We start from the raw sequence: 18,947 nt of genomic DNA, 5'->3' as shown, positions 1-18,947 counted from the left end.
GACGAGAGAGCCGAGCCGATGAGCACGTTCAAGACCCTCGACGATGTGGATGTGCGCGGCAAGACCGTGCTGGTGCGCGGCGACCTGAACGTGCCGGTCGAGGACGGCACCGTCAGCGACACCACCCGGCTGGACCGGCTGGCGCCGACCATCGACGAGATCGCCGACAAGGGCGGCCGGGTCGTACTGCTGTCGCATTTCGGCCGGCCCAAGGGCGTGACCCCCGAATTCAGCCTGAAGACCATCGTACTGCCGGCCTTGGAAGAGGTGCTGGAGCGCCCGGTCGCCTTCGCCGCGGATTGCGTCGGGCCGGTGGCCGAAGCCGCGGTCAAGGCGCTGAAGGACGGCCAGATCCTGCTGCTGGAGAATGTCCGCTTCCATCCGGAGGAGGAGAAGAACGACCCGGCCTTCGCCAAGGCGCTGGCCGCGCTGGGCGACATCTACGTCAACGACGCCTTCTCCGCCGCGCACCGCGCCCATGCCTCGACCGAAGGCATCACCCATCACCTGCCGTCCTATGCCGGGCGGCTGATGCAGGCCGAGCTCGAGGCCCTGTCGGCCGCGTTGGAGGCGCCGGAGCGCCCGGTGCTGGCGATCGTCGGCGGCGCCAAGATCTCGACCAAGCTCGACCTGCTGGGCAACCTCGTCGCCAAGGTCGACCGGCTCGTCCTCGGCGGCGGCATGGCCAACACCTTCCTGGCCGCCCAGGGCGTGAATGTCGGCAAGAGCCTGTGCGAGCACGATATGGCGGACGCCGTGCACAGCATCCTGGCCAAGGCCAAGGCGGCCGGCTGCGAGATCGTGCTGCCGGTCGACGGCGTGGTCGCCCGCGAATTCAAGGCCGACGCACCGCATGAGGCCGTCGACAATGCGGCGATCCCGGCCGATGCCATGCTGCTGGATATCGGGCCGAAATCCGTGGCGAATCTGAAGGCGGTGCTGGCCGAGACCAAGACCGTGGTCTGGAACGGCCCGCTCGGCGTCTTCGAGAAGCGCCCCTTCGATGCCGGCACGGTCGCGGTGGCCCGCGCCGCCGCCGACTTGACCCAGGCCGGCAAGCTGCTGACCGTGGCCGGCGGCGGCGACACCGTCGCCGCCCTGGCCCATGCTGGGGTCGAGGATCGCTTCTCCTACATCTCCACCGCCGGCGGCGCCTTCCTGGAATGGCTGGAAGGCAAGGACCTGCCAGGCGTGGCGGCGCTGAAGCGGTAAGCCCCCTATCCTACCGCAACCCGGGCAGCGCCGCGGCGATCGGGTCCAGCATCGCCCGACCCAATCGGGCGCTGCGCTGGGGTGACCAGCCATACCGGGCATCCGGGACGTCGATCTGGTCCTTGAACGGCATCTCGAGCAGGACGGTCAGGCAGCCGAAGCGTTCGGCGATCCAGTTCCAGGCCATGCGCAGGTCGGCTGCCTCGGGCGCCCCGCCCGGATAGGGATGACGACGGACATAGTCCGGGCTCGCCGCCTCCAGCCCGCGCATGAAGTCGACGAAGCGCCGGCGCAGACCCTCGTTACGCGACGGGATCTCCAGCGGGCCGCCGAGGAAGTTGTAGGGCAACTCCTCATCGCCATGGACGTCGAGGCAGAAGTCGACGCCCTCGGCCTCCATCGCATCGCGGATCGCCGCCACCTCCGGCGCATCGGTCGCCGCCGGGTCGGCCCAGGCCCGGTTCAGGTTCATGCCCAGCGCGTTGGTGCGGGTGTGGCCGCGGGCGCAGCCATCCGGGTTGGCGGTCGGCACGATGTGGATCACCGCCGCCTCGCGCAGCCCGGCGGCCACCGGGTCGGCGGGGTCGAGCAGCCGGTCGACCAGCCCTTCCAGGAACCAGCCGCCCATGGTTTCGGACGGGTGCTGCCGCGCCATGATCCACAGCCGCCGCCTGCCCTGCCCCGCCCGGCCGAAGGTCAGCCGGTCGATCGGGTGACCGTCCGGCGTCAGGCCCAGCACGTCGTGTGCGACGCGGGGCGACCGGCGAGCCCGGTCGACCAGCGCCCGGTGCCGCGCCAGCGGATAGGGCGCGAAATAGGCGTAGTCGACCGAATCGTGAAGCGGCCGGTCGACGATCGAAAAGATGCCGTCGCGATAGTCGGCCCCGACCCGCAGCCACTCCGCACCGTCATGCGAGGCGACCGGGCGGTAGCCGGTCCAGCAATCCGGGATCTCGTCGCGCCCGGCCAGCCGCGCCAGCCGGTCGGAATTCTCGAAGGTGATGCGGCAGTCGCGGCCCTTGGCGCCGTGCAGCCGGAAGTGGAACCACTGCAGGTCCGGCGAGCGCCCGTCGGGCTTCAGCGCCAGCCGGATCGCGCCGGGATCGCGGCAGTCCAGCGCCTCGACGCTGCCGCCCTCGAAATCGGTGGAGATTTTCAGATCGGGCATCGGGTCCTCGGCGACGGATCTCGCCGCACCTCGCCGCAGACCCGCTCCATTGGCAATGGCGAAGATCGGGCGGCAAACAGCGATCCATTAAAGTGAAATAGATTTCGCCAACAAAAATCAGGTGGATTTTTCACGGAGTTGAGCGATCCTGTGCCCCGCAGGCAGACGGCGGGGGGCCGGCGGCCGCATCCAGAAGGATTCCGGAGCTTCGATGCGAACCTTTCTCGTGGCCGGCGCGGCCATCCTCGCGGCCCTGTCCGTGCCCTGGGCTGCTACGGCCAAGACGCCGGCCAACACCATCGTCATCGCCCAGCCGATCGACGACATCATCTCGCTCGATCCGGCCGAGGAATTCGAGCTGAGCTCGGAGCAGGAGAACGCCAACACCTATGACCGGCTGCTGTCCTACGACCTGCAGGACGTGTCGAAGATCAGGGGCTTGCTGGCGGAAAGCTGGTCGGTCGGCGCCGACGGCAAGACCTATACCTTCAAGCTCCGCCAGGGCCTCAAATTCGCCTCCGGCAACCCGGTCACGGCGGCGGACGCGGCCTATTCGCTGCAGCGCGTGGTGATTCTGAACAAGACCCCGGCCTTCATCATCACCCAGCTCGGCTTCACCGCCGACAACGTCCGCGACCGCATCCGCGCCACCGACGCATCGACCCTGGCGCTGGAGACCGGCGAAGCCTACGCGCCGAGCTTCGTCTATTACCTGCTGACCGCGACCGTGGCCTCGGTGGTCGATTCGAAGCTGGCCCAGGAGCACGAAAAGGATGGCGATTTCGGCAATGGCTGGCTGCGCCTGAACTCCGGTGGGTCCGGCCCCTATGTGCTGAAGAGCTGGAAGCCGCGCGAGAGCCTGCTGCTGGAGGCCAACCCCAATTACTGGGGCGAGGCGCCCAAGACGCCGCGGATCTTCATCCGCCATGTCCAGGAGGCGGCAACCGCCCGGCTGCTGCTGGAGAGCGGCGACGTCGACTATGCCCGCAGCCTGGGCAAGGACCAGGTCGAGGCGCTGGCGAAGAACCCCGACATCCGCATCCAGACCGCACCGAAGGGCAACCTGCTGTATCTCGGCTTCAACCAGGCCCATCCGGCCCTGAAGCACCCGGAGGTGCGCGAGGCGCTGCGCTGGCTGATCGACTATGAGGGCATCCGCACCGCCCTGCTGGGCCAGGGCTACACCACCCACCAGACCTTCCTGCCGAACGGCTTCCTGGGCGCGGTCGACGACACCCCGTTCCACTTCGACCTGGACAAGGCCAAGGACCTGCTGAAGCAGGCCGGGCTGCCGGACGGGTTCTCGGTCACCATCGACGTGCCCAACGTGGCGCCCTACCCCGACATCGCCCAGGCGATCCAGGCCAGCTGGGCCCAGGCCGGGATCAAGCTGACCCTGAACCAGCTGGACCTGAAGCAGATCTTCACCCGCTACCGCGCCCGCGAGCAGGACATCTTCCTGTATTTCTGGGGGCCGGACTACCAGGACCCGCACACCAACGCCCAGGCCTTCGCTGAGAACCCGGACAACGGCCCCAACACCCGCACCAAGACCGTGGCCTGGCGCGCCAACTGGGAGATCCCGGAGCTGACGGCCCGGGTCGAGGCGGCGGTGCGCGAGACCGACACGGCCAAGCGTGCCGCGCTGTACCAGGCGCTGCAGCGCGACATCCTGCACAGCTCGTCCTACGCCTTCCTGTACCAGACGACGGAGGTGGTGGCCCACCGCGCCGAGGTCGACGGGCTGGTGCTGGGGCCCAGCATCGACACCGACTTCTGGGCCAGCATCGTCAAGAAGTAGGACGGGTTTCGGGGAGGGGGCATCCCTCCTTCCCGACTCTCATTTCAGCCCGGCTGCGATGAAGCTGCCGGTCTTGGCGATCAGCTCGTCCACCGTCGCGGTGCCTTCGAAGGCGTTGAAGGCGTGGTCCATCGGCCGCACCCACAGCTCTTCCGGCCCGTCATGGTAGTCGAGCAGCACCTGGCCGGAGGCCGGCTGCGGGAACACCACGTCGTCCTTGGTGCCGACCGCGACCAGCAGCGGCCCCTTGTAGCGGGCGATCTCCGCCACCGGGTCGATCGTGTACAGGCTTTCGAAGAAGCTGCCCTTGAGCGCAATCTCGGCGCCCCAGGGCAGCTTCGCCGTGACCGGCTGGCCGCCGCCGGCCAGGCCGCGCCGGACGACGTCGGGGCCGAGCAGCAGGGCGATCGCCGCCGGCATGTTGGTGCCCGGCGCCCACAGCGAGACCGAGGTGAGCTTGTGGCTGGTGCGGCCGGCGACGATGGCCCCGACCGCGCCGCCCATGCTCCATCCCACCAGAGCGATGCGGTCGCGGTCGACCTCGCCGTCCGCCGCCAGCAGGTCCAGCGCCGCCAGCGCATCCTTGACCTGCCCGTCCAACGTCATATCGGCGAAGGCGCCCTCGCTGTCGCCGTTGCCGCGGAAGTCGATGCGCAGGCTGGCGATGCCCTGCGCCGCCCACATCCGCGCGGCGCGCCGGAAGATGCCCTCCTTCGCCGCCGGGATCTCCAGCTCGTCCCGGCTGCCGGTGAAGCCGTGCAGCAGCAGGACCACCGGCGGCGTGGCCACGCCGTCCGGCAGCGCCAGGGTGCCGACCACCTTCTGGCCATCGACCTTGAACTCGACCGTCTTCTCGGCCGCCTGCCCGGCCGCCGGGGCCGCGAGCACGCCGCACAGGGCCATCGCCATCAACGCCATCCTCGACTTCGACATGGATTCCGTCCTTCCGCTTTGATCGTTCGCACCGGGCAGCGCGGCCGCTGTTACGGCGTCGGCCGCATCACGCCATCGGCACCGCGGCGCAGCGGCGCCACCTGCTTGGGCAGCGGGGCCCCCGGCGCCTCGGCGATGGTGACGCCATATTTCCAGTCGGCCGGCGCGATGGCGATGTAGCGGGCGTAGCCGCCGGTGCCGCCGAGCGGCTTGGCGAAGCCGATGGCGATCAGCGCCCCGGCCTCCGGCACCTGGTCGAGATTGGCCACCCCTTCCGCCTGGGTGAACTGGTTGTGCATCAGCCAGTCCTCGCCCTCCAGGTTCGGCGTGGCGTCGGTGTCCAGCGGCTCATGGCCGTGGAACAGGATGCGGCGTTCGAGGTGCAGGAACTTCAGCGCGTCCAGTGACACGCCGGGGAACGGCTTGTCGTTGAAATGGGCGGCGTCGTCCCACTTCTTCGACCAGTCGGTCCGGACCATGACCACGCTGCCCTCGGGGATGGTACCGTGCCTGGCCTCCCAGGCGGCGATGTCGTCGACCGTCATGCTGTAGCCGGGGTCCGCCGCGACCTTGTCGTGAATGTCGATCAGCACCAGCGGCCGCACCGCGAAGGTCGGCGGCAGGTCGCTGATGGTGGCCCCGAATTCGTCCCAATGCGCCGGCGGGTCCAGCTGGGTGCCGTACTGGTCGGTCGGCAGCACATAGGCGGTGGCGACGAAGCCGTGCTTGTCATAGCTGAACTCGTCGCCCTTCCGGGCGTAGTCCGGCAGTTCGTTGCCGGCTGCGGCCGATTTGAACTCGGCGGCGGCGAAGCCCGGCCACACCGGCTGGTCCGGCTGGAAGGCATGGGTGAGGTCGATGTATTTGGCGCCCTTCAGCGCCGAATCGTAGATGCTCCACAACCCTTCCGCCGCCCGGGCCGCCGGCGCGGCGGCGAGCGCAAGGCACAGAGCGGCCGTCACGGCCTTGATCCGCAGCATGTGAGCCCCCTTCCCTGGTTCTTCAGGCCTGAGCATCGCCCGAGCCGGAGCCCCGTCCAAGCGGAACGTCGCCCAGCCGCTCGACCAGGAAGTTGACGAAGCTGCGCAGCTTGGCGCTCGGCCGCGGCTCGTGCCGGCGCACCAGGTGGATGGCGCGCGCCGGCAGGTCCCAGTCGGGCAGCAGGCGCACCAGCCGGCCGTCGGCGATGGCGGGGTCGAGCAGCACATCGGCCTGCACCACCACGCCCATCCCGGCGAGCACCGCGGTCAGCAGCGCCTGGCCGTTGTTGCAGACCATCCGGCCGCGCACCGGCACCGCCGCCGTCTCTGCCCCACGGCTGAAGCGCCAAGCATGGCCCGGCCCCCAGGCGGCAAAGGCGAGGAGGTCGTGTCCCTCCAGCTCGGCCGGATGCAGCGGCGTGCCGCGCCGGGCCAGATAGGCTGGGCTGGCCACGGCATGGAGGCGCGACGGTGCCAGCGGCCGGGCCACCAGCCCTTCGTCGCCGACCCGGCCGGAGCGGATGCCGATGTCGAAGCCCTCCTCGGCCAGGTCGACCAGCCGGTCGTTCAGGCCCAACTCCACCCGCACCGCTGGGTACAGCTCCATATAGGCGCCGATCGCCGGCACCAGGCGATGCGCGCCCCAAGTGACCGGCGCCGTGACCCTGAGCGTGCCCTGCGGCACGGCGCGCAGCGACTCCGCCACGCGGTCGGCGGCCTCCGCGCTCGCCAGCACGTCGCGGCAGCGCTCGAGATAGGCGGTGCCGATCTCGGTCAGGTGGTGGCGGCGGGTGGTGCGCTCGATCAGCCGAGCCCCAAGCCGGTCCTCCAGCGCCCGCACATGGTTGGCGACCATGGTGGCGGAGAGGCCGAACGCATCCGCCGCCGCGGCGAAGCTGCCGGCCTCGGCGACGCGGACGTAGATCCCGATGCTGGTCAGCCGATCCATTCCAAATCCTGGATTGGGAGTGATGCAAGCGCAGGCCAGTTTATCAATCCAGGCTGCGGACCGAAACTACGTCGGCTTTCCCGATCCCGGAGACGACGCATGATCCCGATCCGCGCCCTGGCCGCATTGGCGGCACTGCTGCTGTGCTGCCCGGCCCTCGCCGCGCCCGCCCAGCCGCCCGCCGTTCTGCCACTGCCGCCCGACTGGTATCCGGAGAGCGTGGCGGTCGGGTCGGACGGCAGCTTCTATGTCGGCAGCTGGCGCCAGGGCGCCGTCGCCCGGCTGCGGCCCGGCGCCGATGAGACGGAGGACTGGCGGCCGGAGGTGCTGGTGCCGCCCGGGTCGAATGGCCTCGCCAACGGCCAGGGCGTGCTGGTCGATGGGCAGGCCGGCAGGCTCTGGGTCTGCTCCGGCAGCATGGGTTTCACCACCGTGCCGATGACGCCGAGCGCGCTGAAGGCCTACGACCTCACGACCGGCGCGCCACGCGGCAGCTGGCCAATGCCCGACAGCGGCTATTGCAACGACCTGGCGCAGGATGGGCGGGGCACGCTCTACGTCACCGACAGCCTGCACCCCCGGGTGCTGCGCCTCCGCCCCGGCGCCACAGCGCTGGAGGTCTGGAAGGACGATCCGGCGCTGGGCGGCGGCGAGGGCGGCTACTTCCTCAACGGCATCGCCGTGACGGCGGACGGCCTCTATGTCAGCGCGGTGGCGGCGGTGCCCTACATCTTGCGCGTCGACATCGAGGCCGGCGGCGCGGCGGGTCCGGTCACCCGCATCCCGGCACCGCGGATTCTCAGGAATGTCGACGCCATCCGCGCCGACGGGCCAGGCCGGCTGGTGCTATTCGAAAGCAACGCCTTCGGGACGGACGGCCCCTATGGCGGCGCCGTCACCCTGGCCCGGGTCGCGGATGGCCGGATCGCGGCGCTGGAGACCGTGGTGGGAGGGCTGAACGACGCCTCCTCCGGCGTGGTGGCGGGCGGCCGGGTCTGGTTCATCGAGTCGAAATACGGGCTGCTGCTGGCGCACAAGGGCGACGACGCGGCGGTGCCGCGCGGCGTCCCGTTCGACCTGCAGTCGCGCGCGCTGCCGGAGTAGACATCACGAGCAGACTTGACGCCGGCCCCGCCCTTGCCTCAGGTTGGGGCGTCCAAGACGGCCCGGAAAGGAGGGTTAGAACGATGACTGTCGCTGTCCGCGCGCTTCGCGCCCCTCTTCGCCGCGCCGCCGTTCAGGCCTCCTGACATCAGGAATCCATTGGCCGGCGCCTGAAAGGCTTTCCGACCGAGGATTTCCGAATTGATCGAACGCTATGGCTGGAGCCAGGGGCTCCAGGACGATTTCCAACCCCATGCAGACCAGGGCCTGAGCCCAGCGCGCGTCACCGTGCAGCGGCGCGGCGCCTATACCCTCATCACGCCGCAGGGCGAGATGACCAGCCACCTGTCCGGCCGCTTCGCCCATGAGGCCAAGGAGGGCGAGTATCCCGTGACCGGCGACTGGGTCGCGGTGTCCGTGCCCCCGGACAAGGCCGGCGCCACCATCCATGCCGTTCTGCCGCGGCGCAACGCCTTCACCCGCAAGGCAGCCGGCCCCGGCCGGCCGGTCGCCCAGGTGGTGGCGGCCAATATCGAGGTCGCCTTCCTCGTCACCTCGCTGAACGCCGACCGCAACGCCCGGCGGATCGAGCGCTACCTCGCCACCGCATTGGAGAGCGGGGCCGCGCCGGTGGTGGTGCTGACCAAGGCCGATCTGTGTGCCGACCGCGCCCCGGCGCTGGCCGAAATCGAGCCGCTGACCCGGGGCGTGCCGGTCCATGTCGTGTCCGCCGTCAGCGGTGAGGGCATCGAGGGGTTGCGCGCCTGCTTCGCCCCCGGCCAGACGGCGGTGCTGCTGGGCAGTTCCGGCGTCGGCAAGTCCAGCCTGGTCAACGCCCTGGCCGGGACGGAGAGGATGGCGACCGGCGGAATCCGGGAGGATGACGCCCGCGGCCGCCACACCACCACCCATCGCGAGCTGGTGCTGCTGCCGGATGGGCGGCTGGTGCTGGACACGCCGGGCATGCGCGAGCTGGGGCTGTGGGACGCCGAGGCCGGCGTCGCCGAGGCCTTCGACGACATCGAGGCGCTGGCGAAGACATGTCGCTTCACCGATTGTCGGCATGAGGCGGAACCCGGCTGCGCGGTGCGCGCAGCGCTGGAGGATGGCCGCCTGGATGGGGACCGCTGGCGCAACTGGATCAAGCTGCAGCGCGAGCTGGCGCATCTCAGCCGCCGGGAAGACCCGGTCGCGCGGGCCGCGACGCGCAAGGTCTGGATCCAGCGGCAGAAGCAGGGCCGCGCCGCCGCCAAGCGGCGGGGGGATTTGGAATGACCGGCAGCGAGGGGCCCTTGGCAGCAAAGGCGCGAGAGATCCTGATCCGGGACGAGGCGCCGCAGGATTTCGATGCCGTCCGTGTGCTGGTGGCCGAGGCCTTCGGCGGCCGCCCCTACAGCAACCGGCGGGAGCATCTGCTGGTCGATGCCCTGCGGGACGCCGGCGCCATGACCCTGGCGCTGGTGGCCGAGGACCGGGGCGAGGTGGTCGGGCATGTCGCCTTCTCGCCGGTCCGGATCGACGGGCGGCTCCGAGGCTGGTACGGCCTGGGCCCCCTGGCGGTGCTGCCTGACCGCCAGGGCGAGGGCATCGGGCAGGCGCTGGTCCGCGCCGGCTTGGCGCGCCTGGCCCCGCTCGGCGCCCGCGGCTGCGTGTTGCTCGGCGATCCCGCCTTCTACGGCCGCTTCGGCTTCGCCGTCCAGCCGCAGCTGCGGCTGGACGGCGTGCCGCCGGAGTACTTCATGGCGCTGGCGCTCGACGGCCTGGTGCCGGCCGGGACCGTCGCCTACCATGCCGCGTTTTCCGAGGGGACGTAGCGGGTCAGGCCGCCGGGTTCGCGATCTCGATCAGGTTGGCGTCGGGATCGCGGAGATAGACCGACCGGATCGGCCCGGTCGCCCCGGTGCGGGCGACCGGGCCCTCCTCGACGGCGATGCCGAGCGCCTCGAGATGGGCCACCACCTGCTCCAGCGGCGTCGCGGCGATGAAGCACAGGTCGGCCGATCCCGGCATCGGCCGCAGCGCCTTGGGCTCGAACTCGTGCCCGGCCTGGTGCAGGTTGATCTTCTGGTCGCCGAAGCGCAGCGCCTTTCGCCCCTGACCGAACGTCTCGACCGTCATGCCCAGCGCCCGGGCATAGAAGTCGCAAGCGCGCTCGATGCTGGCCACGGTCAGCACCAGATGGTCGAGATGGTCGATGCGGATCATGCCCCTGCCCTTTCCCGCCTCCGACCAATCCGGCGACGACTGTCCGGTATATGGAACCGTCGCGGCCGGTCGCCTAGAGCGCAAAATCCGCGGGCACCAAGGTGATCGCGCCAGCACAGCGGATCTGGAAGTCGGCGGTGCCGTCGCCGTTGATGTCGCCATAGACGCTGGTGACGCCGGCCACGGTCTCGGCCCGCAGCTGGCCCGTGACGTGGCCGAAGGCGGCCGTGCCGATGAAGCTGAAGACCTGGTTGCCGGCGACCACGCTGTTGGCGTCGATCGACACCAGGTCGATCCGGTCGCCCTGGGCGTGGCTGAAGTCGGTGATCTGATCAGAGGCGCCGACCGGGCTCTGGGCCGCGCTGCCATAGGTGAAGCGATCGACCCCTGCCCCGCCGGCCAGGGCGTCCCGTCCGCCGGCCCCCATCAGCACGTCGTTACCGGCATTGCCGAGGAGGACGTCGGCGCCGCCCGACCCGGCCAGCGAATCATTGCCGGCGCCGCCATGGACGCTTTCGATCGAGACCAGCGTGTCACCCTGGGCGATGCTGCCGGCACCGGTTCCGGCGCCCAGATTGACCGCCACCCCGGTCGTCGCCTCGGCGTAGCTGGCGATGTCGATGCCGGCGCCGCCGTCGAGATGGTCCGCCCCGGCGCCTCCGGCCAGGGTGTCGTTGCCGTCGAGGCCCGACAGGCTGTCATCCCCGCCCCAGCCTGTCAGGCGATTGGCCGTGGACCAGCCGCTGATGGTATCGCCGAAACCGTTGGAGCCCTCGATGTTCTCCACATCGTCCAGGACGATATCGCCAGAGGCCCAGCCAAGGGAACTTGTCGCGTTGATCCTGACGGACACGCCGGCGGTGCTGTCGAAATAGATCGCCGTATCGATACCATCGCCGCCGAACAGAACATCCCCGCCCACGCCGCCGTCGAGCCGGTCGTCGCCGCCATTGCCGGAGAGGTAGTCGCCGCCCTCCGCGCCGTAGAGGTAGTTCGCGCCGGCGGATCCCCCGAGCGAGTCGAAGTTCTGCGACCCGACCAGGTTCTCGACATCCGCGGCGATGAAATCGCCTTCGGCGGTGCCCCCGGTGCCGGTCATGCCGATGGTGATGACGGCGCTGCCCTGCGGATCGTTGAGATAGCTGACCGTGTCGACGCCGGCACCGCCGCTGAAGCTGTCGTTGCCGGAACTGCCCTCGAGCCAGTCGTCGCCGGCTCCACCATCGAGCACGTCGTCGCCGATCCCGCCGTCGAGCCGGTCATTGCCGGCCCCGCCGCCGAGGATGTCGTTGCCGCCGAAGCCGAACACCATGTCGGCGTCGATGCCGCCGGCGAAGAGGTTCGCCGTGGAATCGCCGAGATAGACCACCATCGCCATCTCCCCCTCTGATCGATCCCGCCTTCAGGCCGGACGAGACAAGATTGCCTCTCCCGTTTACGGGAGAGGTCGGAGACGCGAAGCGGCTCCGGGTGAGGGCTCTTTGTCGAGGCCTGTGCCATGTGCCAGCCCTCACCCGGTCTCGCTGCGCGAGCCCGACCTCTCCCGCCAGGCGGGAGAGGCAACGCAAGGCTCACTCACCGCTCCGGACAAAAAGGAAGGGGCGCCGAAGCGCCCCTTCCTTTCTTCCAGTGTCTCAGGCGGCCGCGGCGAGCGGCTGGGGCTGCAGCACCAGCCCGTCATCGCCGGCCGTGACCTTGACCGTGCTGTCGTCGACCACCCGGCCCTCCAGGATCGCGCTCGCCAGCGGGTTCTGCAGTTCGCGCTGGATCACCCGCTTCAGCGGCCGCGCCCCGTAGATCGGGTCATAGCCCTGGTCCGCCAGCCACGCCTTGGCCCGGTCGTCGACCTCCAGCGTGATCTTCCGGTCCTCCAGCAACCGGCGCAGGCCGGCGAGCTGGATGGTGACGATGCCGGTCATGTTCTCGCGGCTGAGCCGGCGGAACACGATCATCTCGTCGAGCCGGTTCAGGAACTCCGGCCGGAAGTGCTGGCGCACCGCCATCAGCACCTTCTCGCGGCTGACGAAATCGATCTCGCCGCTCTCCTGCTCGATCGACGCCACGGCCAGGAACTCGGAGCCGAGATTCGAGGTCATGATGATCAGGGTGTTGCGGAAATCGACCGTCCGCCCCTGGCCGTCGGTCAGGCGGCCGTCATCCAGCACCTGCAGCAGCACGTTGAAGACATCCGGATGCGCCTTCTCGACCTCGTCGAACAGGATCACCTGATACGGCCGGCGCCGCACCGCCTCGGTCAGCGCCCCGCCCTCGTCATAGCCGACATAGCCCGGCGGCGCGCCGATCAGCCGGCTGACCGCGTGCTTCTCCATGTATTCCGACATGTCGATGCGGACCATGGCGGTGTCGTCGTCGAACAGGAACTCCGCCAGCGCCTTGGTCAGCTCGGTCTTGCCGACGCCGGTCGGGCCCAGGAACAGGAAGCTGCCGATCGGCCGGTTGGGGTCCTGCAGCCCGGCGCGGGACCGCCGCACGGCGTTGGCGACCGCGGTGATCGCCTCGTCCTGCCCGACCACGCGCGACCGCAGCTTCTGCTCCATCTGCAGCAGCTTCTCACGCTCGCCCTCCAGCATCCGGTCCACCGGCACGCCGGTCCAGCGGCTGACCACGGCGGCGATGTCGTCGGGCTGCACCTCCTCGCGCACCATGTGCGAGGCCTGGGCCGCCTCGGCGCCCGCCAGGTTCTTCTCAAGATCCGGGATCACACCATAGGTCAGCTCGCCCGCCCGCGCCCAGTTGCCCGAACGCTGCGCCTGCTCCAGCTCCGACCGCGCTTGGTCCAGCTGCTCCTTCACCCGGGTGGCGGCGGACAGCTTCTCCTTCTCGGCGGTCCAGGCGGCGGTCAGCGACGAGGACTGCTCCTCCAGCTCCGCCAGCTCCTGCTCCAGCTTGGACAGGCGGTCCTTGGAGGCGACGTCGGTCTCCTTCTTCAAGGCCTCGCGCTCGATCTTCAGCTGCATGGTGCGGCGGTCGAGCGCCTCGATCTCCTCGGGCTTGCTGTCGACCTGCATGCGCAGCCGCGCCGAGGCCTCGTCGACCAGGTCGATCGCCTTGTCCGGCAGGAACCGGTCGGTGATGTAGCGGTTGGACAGCGTCGCCGCCGCCACGATCGCGCCGTCGGTGATGCGCACGCCGTGATGCAGCTCGTACTTCTCCTTCAGCCCGCGCAGGATCGAGATGGTGTCCTCGACCGTCGGCTCGGAGACGAAGACCGGCTGGAACCGCCGGGCCAGCGCCGCATCCTTCTCGACATGCTTGCGGTACTCGTCGAGCGTGGTGGCGCCGACGCAGTGCAGCTCGCCGCGCGCCAGGGCCGGCTTCAGCATGTTCGACGCGTCCATGGCGCCATCGGCCTTGCCGGCGCCGACCAGCTGGTGCATCTCGTCGATGAACAGCACGATCTCGCCGGCCGCGGAGGTGACCTCCTGCAGCACGGCCTTCAGCCGCTCCTCGAACTCGCCACGGAACTTGGCCCCGGCGACCAGCGCGCCGAGGTCCAGCGCCAGCAGGCGCTTGTTCTTCAGGCTTTCCGGCACATCGCCATTGACGATGCGCAGCGCCAGCCCCTCGACGATCGCAGTCTTGCCGACGCCGGGCTCGCCGATCAGCACCGGGTTGTTCTTGGTGCGGCGCGACAGCACCTGGATGGTGCGGCGGATCTCCTCGTCGCGGCCGATCACCGGGTCGAGCTTGCCGGAGCGCGCGGCCTCGGTCAGGTCGCGGGCATATTTCTTCAGCGCGTCGTACTGGCCCTCGGCGCTGGCGCTGTCGGCGGTGCGGCCCTTGCGCATGGCGTCGATGGCGTGGTTCAGCGTCTGCGGCGTCACCCCGGCCTTGGCCAGGGCGCCGCCGGCAGCGGTCTCCTTGGCGATGGCCAGCGCCAGCAACAGCCGCTCGACCGCGACGAACTGGTCGCCGGCCTTCTTCGCCTGCTCCTGCGCCTGGTCCAGCGCCCGCGCCAGCTCACGGCTCATATAGACCTGGCCGCCGCCGCCCTCGACCTTGGGCTGCTTGGCCAGCGCCTGGTCGACGGCCTGGGACGCCGCCTCCGGCTTACCGCCGGCGCTGCGGATGAGATTGGCCGCCAGCCCTTCCTCGTCGTCGAGCAGCACCTTGAGCAGATGCTCGGGCAGCAGCTGCTGGTGGCCGCGCGTCAGGGCCGCGGTCTGCGCCGCCTGGAGGAAGCCCTGGCTGCGTTCGGTGAATTTCTGAAGGTCCATAGATTCGGTTTCCCCGTTTTGCGGCGCGATCGTCTTACAGGAAGCCCGACCGTGCCTTGATCCACGTCAGTGCGATCCGGGAAGGATGCAGGACTGATGTAGGGGTGTGGCCCCGCTGCAACAAGGGCGGTTGTGCGACGCCGTCCGCAAAGGCAGCATTCGGGCGCAGCGGAGGGCGAAAACGATGGATTTGCAAGGCCAGGTGGCGATCGTGACCGGGGCGGGAAGCCCCGAGGGCATCGGCTTCGCCGCGGCCCGGCGGCTCGCGGCATCGGGCGCCCGGATCGTGCTGGCCGCGACCACCGACCGCATCCGGCTGCGGGCCGAGGAGCTGCAGGCGGCAGGGTTCGCAGCGATCGGCGTCGCCGGCGACCTGACAATGATGGCCGACGCGGTGCGGCTGGCCGAGGCCGCCCTGGCCGCGCATGGCCGCATCGACATCCTGGTGAACAATGCCGGCATGGTGCAGACCGGTGCGGCGGCCACGGCCAGCGTGCCCTTCGCGGCGCTCGACGAGGCCGCCTGGGACCACGGCATCGCGCTCAACCTGAAGACCGCCTTCAACGCCATCCGGGCGGTGCTGCCGCACATGCTCGGGCGCGGCTACGGCCGCATCGTCAACATCTCCTCCGTCACCGGCCCGCGCGTCGCCATCCCGGGCGAGAGCGCCTATGCCGCGGCGAAATCCGGCTTGAGCGGGCTGACCCGCGCCCTGGCGCTGGAGGTGGCGGGACAGGGCGTCACGGTGAATGCGGTCGAGCCCGGCTGGATCGCCACCGCCTCGGCCTCGGAGATCGAGCGCGAGGCCGGGCGCCACACCCCGGTCGGCCGCCCCGGCACGGCCGATGAGGTGGCGGCCGCGATCGCCTTCCTGGCCTCGCCCGGCGCCAGCTACGTCACCGGCGCGTCGCTGGTGGTCGACGGCGGCAACACGCTGCAGGAGCGGAAAGGTCCCATCCGCGCATAGCGGCGATCGCAGGCGCGCTGATTGTTTACCCCGGCCATAACGCGTTAGGGTTTTCCCCCGACCCGTCGCGACAAGATCCGCCCATGACCGCCGCCCGCATCGCCGCCATCCACCGCTATCCCGTCAAGGGCCTGGCCGGGCAGAAACTCGACGCCGCGGAGCTGGCGCCGGGCGGGACGCTGCCGCATGACCGGCGCTTCGCCATCGTCCACGGCGCCAGCCAATGCGACCCGACGGCGCCGAGCTGGCAGCCGAAGCGGCAGTTCCTGCAGCTGATGACCGATGAGCGGCTGGCGCTGCTGGGCATCGGCTACGACGACGCCACCGAGGCGCTGACCCTGAAGCGCGAGGGCAAGCAGGTGGCGCGCGGCCTGCTGTCGCTGCCGATCGGGCAGGAGCTGATCAACCAGTTCCTGAACGCCTTCATGAAGGATCCGCGGGGCGCGCTGAAGATCGTCACTACGCCCGGCATCGCCTTCACCGACAAGCCGGAGAAGCTGGTCTCGATCATCAACCTCGCCTCGGTCCGGGACATCGAGCGGGTGACGCGGGCGCCGGTCGACCCGCAGCGCTTCCGCGGCAACCTGCTGGTCGAGGGCCTGCCGGCCTGGTCGGAGTTCGACCTGATCGACCGCGAGATCACGGTCGGCCCGGTGCGGCTGAAGGTGGTATCCCGGATCGGTCGCTGCGCCGCCACCAACGTCAACCCCGCGACCGGCGAGCGCGACCTGAACATCCCCAAGGCCCTGATCACCGGCTTCGGCCACGCCGATTGCGGGGTCTATGCCGAGGTGCTGACCGGCGGACGGATCGCGGATGGGGATGCGCTGGTGATTGGGTAGGCTGGATATCGCCCTTTGCTTAACGAGACGGATGTGGTCGCCCTCAAGCTCTGCGCTATAGGCAATTCGATCGCGGCGGTCCTGCCTCAGGACGTGCTGGACCGACTGCACGCCCGGGAAGGCGACATCCTCCATCTCACTGAGGTGCCCGGCGGATACCTGCTGACACCTGACGATCCGGACCTCGAAATCCAGGCAATCGTCGCTCGCAAAATTGCCCGGAAGCGCTGGAACTTGCTGCGGGACTTGGCGAAATAGCTGCGTAGGTTGGGTTCGCGTCGGGCGAACCCAACATTGCGCCGCCCGAACCAGTGTTGGGTTCGCAAGCGCGAACCCAACCAACGATCAGGATCTACGCCTCAGAGTCCGTCAGCGCACCGGCCCGGTGCCGGCGCCGGTGGTCTCGATCGCCGTCGCGATCTCGGCGAGATCCTCACGCGTCAGCTCCAGCGAGGCCGCGTCGAGCCAGCCGTCGACCTGGGCCGGGCTGCGGGCGCCGACGATGGCGCCAGTCACCGCCGGCCAGGACAGGGTCCAGGCCACCGCCACCACCGCGACCGAGGTGCCACGACGCGCCGCCACCGGCTTCAGCGCCTCGGCCAGGGCCAGGTTGCGCACGAGGCCGTCGCCGGTGAAGTTGGGCGCGCGCGAACGCCAGTCGTCCTTCGGCAGCGCCGCCGCGCGCTCGGCGGTGAAGGCCCCGGTCAGCAGGCCCGACTGCATCGGGCTGTAGACGATGACGGCGGTGTCGTGCGCCGCGCACCACGGCAGCTCCGCCGCCGCGATGTCGCGCCGGATCGCCGAGAAGGGCGGCTGCAGCGAATCGACGTGGCCCACCGAGGCGGCCCGGGTCAGCTGCTCGACATTGTGGTTCGACAGGCCGACGGCCCGCACCTTGCCCTCGCGCTTGAGGTCGAGGAAGGTCTGCCAGTAGGTCTCGACCGGGGTGCCGTCATCGACCGGCCAGTGCAGCTGGTACAGGTCGATGCGCTCGACCCCGAGCCGGCGCAGCGAGGCCTCGACCTCGCCCCGCAGGCTGGCCGCGGCGCCGATGCGCTTCGAATTGGCGGTACGGTCCGCCTCGTTCCAGATCAGGCCGCCCTTGGTGAAGACATAGGGCCGCTGCGCGGCCGGGATCTCGCGCAGGGCGCGGCCGACGATCTCCTCGGAATGGCCGAGGCCGTAGACCGCGGCGGTGTCGATCCAGTTGATGCCGACCTCGGCCGCATGGCGGATCGCCGCCACCGACTCGTCGTCGTCCTGGCTGCCCCAGGCCGAGGCCCAGCCGGCGCCGCCGATGGCCCAGGCGCCGAAGCCGACGCGGGTGATCGCCATGTCGGTCGTGCCGAAGCGCCGGGTCGGCAGCGCGGTGCCGCCCGCGGGGGTGATCTCGGTCATCGGTGGTCCTCCCATATTGTCGGACTTAGAATGCTGGCATCCGATTGAGCGTTCCAATTGAATGTTCAGATCGCATTCAGCATGATCGGGGATCAATCGCCCTCAAGGCGGCCCGGCCTATCAATGGTCCGGGGGCCGCCGATCGGAGCCGGATCATGGATCTGCGGCAGCTGGAACATTTCCTGGCGGTGGCGGAGGAGCAGCATTTCACCCGGGCGGCGCAGCGGGTGAACATCGTCCAGTCCGGCCTGTCGGCCTCGATCCGGGCGCTGGAGGAGGAGCTGGGGGCCCCGCTGTTCATCCGCAGCACCCGCCGGGTCGACCTGACCGCCGCCGGCAAGGTGCTGTTCGAGGAGGCGCGGCGGGTGCTGGCGGCGGCGCGCTGCGCCCGCGACGCCGTGGCCGCCGTGCAGGGCGTGGCCCGCGGCACGCTGGCGATCGGCACCACCCACAGCCTGTCGCCCTTCGTCGACCTGCCGGTGCTGCTGGCGCGGTTCCACGCCGCCCATCCCGGGGTCGAGATCCGGCTGTGCCAGGGCGGGTCCGCCGTGCTGCTGGAGAAGCTGCGCGACGGCCGGCTGGACCTCGCCTTCGTGCCGATGCAGCCATCGCCGCCGGACGATATCCGCGCCACCATGCTGGCCTGCGAGGAGCTGGTGGCCGCCTGCGCCCACGACCATCCGCTGGCGGGGCGCCGGGCGGTGCCGCTGGAGCGGCTGGGCCGCGAGACCTTCGTCGATTTCCAGACCGATTGGGGCACCCGCCGCCTGGTCGACCAGGCCTTCGCCCGGACCCGGATGGAGCGGCACACCGGCTTCGAGGTCAACGACCTCGCCACCGCGCTCGACCTCGTCGCGCTGGGACTCGGCATCGCCCTGGTGCCGGAGGCGATCATCGCCGCCCATCCCGCCGACCCGCAGCGGCCGCCGCTGGCGGTGGCGACGCTGGCGCCGCCGGAGATCTGCTGGGAGCTGGGGATCGCCCATGCCGAGCGCGGCGCCGCCGATGCCGGCCCGGTCAACCCCGCGGCGCGGGCGTTCCTGGCACTGATGGAGCTGGATGTCGTCGCCGCGGCGGCGTGAGCGCCTTTCCCTCCACTGTCATTGCCCGGCTTGACCGGGCAATCCAGGGGCTTTCAAGAGCCGCTCTG

17 protein-coding genes are annotated in these 18,947 nt (G+C 70.2%); 9 read left to right on the top strand and 8 right to left on the bottom strand.

Features of this window, described 5'->3' with window-relative positions; genetic code table 11:
- The first annotated feature begins 18 nt into the window (after positions 1 to 18).
- Positions 19 to 1,212 (top strand): phosphoglycerate kinase, encoded by a 1,194-nt coding sequence (locus E9232_RS10890; RefSeq protein WP_309793955.1) that lies wholly within the window; start codon positions 19 to 21, stop codon positions 1,210 to 1,212.
- A gap of 10 nt (positions 1,213 to 1,222) precedes the next feature.
- On the opposite strand, the gene E9232_RS10885 is transcribed toward E9232_RS10890, so the two are convergent.
- Positions 1,223 to 2,380: a M14 family metallopeptidase gene (locus E9232_RS10885; RefSeq protein WP_309793954.1), complete on the bottom strand. Its 1,158-nt coding sequence runs from the start codon at positions 2,378 to 2,380 to the stop codon at positions 1,223 to 1,225.
- Between the two features lie 211 nt (positions 2,381 to 2,591).
- Here E9232_RS10885 and E9232_RS10880 point away from each other — a divergent pair, with 211 nt between their 5' ends.
- A complete protein-coding gene (locus E9232_RS10880) occupies positions 2,592 to 4,181 on the top strand; it encodes an ABC transporter substrate-binding protein (RefSeq protein WP_309793953.1) in 1,590 nt (529 codons plus the stop codon).
- A 39-nt stretch (positions 4,182 to 4,220) separates the two neighbouring features.
- On the opposite strand, the gene E9232_RS10875 is transcribed toward E9232_RS10880, so the two are convergent.
- The 3 genes from E9232_RS10875 to E9232_RS10865 form a co-directional block, all read right to left on the bottom strand.
- Entirely contained in the window at positions 4,221 to 5,090 is an 870-nt protein-coding gene (locus E9232_RS10875) for an alpha/beta hydrolase family protein (RefSeq protein WP_309793952.1), read from the bottom strand.
- 74 nt (positions 5,091 to 5,164) lie between these two features.
- Positions 5,165 to 6,094 carry a cyclase family protein gene (locus E9232_RS10870; protein ID WP_309793951.1) on the bottom strand — a complete coding sequence of 310 codons (930 nt, stop codon included), beginning with the start codon at positions 6,092 to 6,094 and terminating at the stop codon, positions 5,165 to 5,167.
- Between the two features lie 22 nt (positions 6,095 to 6,116).
- Positions 6,117 to 7,043, bottom strand: coding sequence for a LysR substrate-binding domain-containing protein (locus E9232_RS10865; protein WP_309793950.1), 927 nt, complete (start codon positions 7,041 to 7,043; stop codon positions 6,117 to 6,119).
- A 99-nt stretch (positions 7,044 to 7,142) separates the two neighbouring features.
- On the opposite strand from E9232_RS10865, the gene E9232_RS10860 reads away from it, so the two are divergent.
- From E9232_RS10860 to E9232_RS10850, 3 genes are all read left to right on the top strand, one after another.
- Positions 7,143 to 8,147 (top strand): SMP-30/gluconolactonase/LRE family protein, encoded by a 1,005-nt coding sequence (locus E9232_RS10860; RefSeq protein WP_309793949.1) that lies wholly within the window; start codon positions 7,143 to 7,145, stop codon positions 8,145 to 8,147.
- 201 nt (positions 8,148 to 8,348) lie between these two features.
- Complete coding sequence (gene rsgA / locus E9232_RS10855; protein ID WP_309793948.1) at positions 8,349 to 9,422, top strand: ribosome small subunit-dependent GTPase A; 1,074 nt, start codon at positions 8,349 to 8,351, stop codon at positions 9,420 to 9,422.
- Positions 9,419 to 9,961, top strand: coding sequence for a GNAT family N-acetyltransferase (locus tag E9232_RS10850; RefSeq protein WP_309793947.1), 543 nt, complete (start codon positions 9,419 to 9,421; stop codon positions 9,959 to 9,961). The genes rsgA and E9232_RS10850 overlap by 4 nt, the downstream gene beginning before the upstream one ends.
- 4 nt (positions 9,962 to 9,965) lie before the next feature.
- Here E9232_RS10850 and E9232_RS10845 read toward each other — a convergent pair whose 3' ends face one another.
- From E9232_RS10845 to clpB, 3 genes are all read right to left on the bottom strand, one after another.
- A complete protein-coding gene (locus E9232_RS10845; RefSeq protein ID WP_309793946.1) occupies positions 9,966 to 10,352 on the bottom strand; it encodes a VOC family protein in 387 nt (128 codons plus the stop codon).
- 73 nt (positions 10,353 to 10,425) lie between these two features.
- On the bottom strand, positions 10,426 to 11,730 hold the full coding sequence (locus E9232_RS10840) for a calcium-binding protein (RefSeq protein ID WP_309793945.1): 1,305 nt from the start codon (positions 11,728 to 11,730) through the stop codon (positions 10,426 to 10,428).
- Positions 11,731 to 11,986: 256 nt separating this feature from the next.
- A complete protein-coding gene (gene clpB, locus E9232_RS10835; protein ID WP_309793944.1) occupies positions 11,987 to 14,590 on the bottom strand; it encodes an ATP-dependent chaperone ClpB in 2,604 nt (867 codons plus the stop codon).
- A 184-nt stretch (positions 14,591 to 14,774) separates the two neighbouring features.
- Here clpB and E9232_RS10830 point away from each other — a divergent pair, with 184 nt between their 5' ends.
- The 3 genes from E9232_RS10830 (at position 14,775) to E9232_RS10820 (ending at position 16,657) form a co-directional block, all read left to right on the top strand.
- Positions 14,775 to 15,557 carry an SDR family NAD(P)-dependent oxidoreductase gene (locus E9232_RS10830; RefSeq protein ID WP_309793943.1) on the top strand — a complete coding sequence of 261 codons (783 nt, stop codon included), beginning with the start codon at positions 14,775 to 14,777 and terminating at the stop codon, positions 15,555 to 15,557.
- Between the two features lie 83 nt (positions 15,558 to 15,640).
- Positions 15,641 to 16,399, top strand: a complete 759-nt coding sequence (locus tag E9232_RS10825; protein WP_309793942.1) for an MOSC domain-containing protein — start codon at positions 15,641 to 15,643, stop codon at positions 16,397 to 16,399.
- Between the two features lie 33 nt (positions 16,400 to 16,432).
- Complete coding sequence (locus tag E9232_RS10820; RefSeq protein WP_309793941.1) at positions 16,433 to 16,657, top strand: AbrB/MazE/SpoVT family DNA-binding domain-containing protein; 225 nt, start codon at positions 16,433 to 16,435, stop codon at positions 16,655 to 16,657.
- Between the two features lie 111 nt (positions 16,658 to 16,768).
- Here the strand turns inward: E9232_RS10820 and E9232_RS10815 are convergent, their stop codons facing one another.
- On the bottom strand, positions 16,769 to 17,797 hold the full coding sequence (locus tag E9232_RS10815) for an aldo/keto reductase (protein WP_309793940.1): 1,029 nt from the start codon (positions 17,795 to 17,797) through the stop codon (positions 16,769 to 16,771).
- Between the two features lie 155 nt (positions 17,798 to 17,952).
- Between E9232_RS10815 and E9232_RS10810 the strand changes: the two genes are divergently transcribed.
- Positions 17,953 to 18,879, top strand: coding sequence for a LysR family transcriptional regulator (locus E9232_RS10810; protein WP_309793939.1), 927 nt, complete (start codon positions 17,953 to 17,955; stop codon positions 18,877 to 18,879).
- The last annotated feature ends 68 nt before the right edge of the window (positions 18,880 to 18,947 follow it).

The sequence above is a fragment of the Inquilinus ginsengisoli genome, from assembly GCF_031453975.1.
Taxonomy (GTDB): domain Bacteria; phylum Pseudomonadota; class Alphaproteobacteria; order DSM-16000; family Inquilinaceae; genus Inquilinus; species Inquilinus ginsengisoli_A.
Note: the sequence above shows the minus strand (reverse complement) of the source record. Positions and strands in the feature narration are given on the sequence as shown.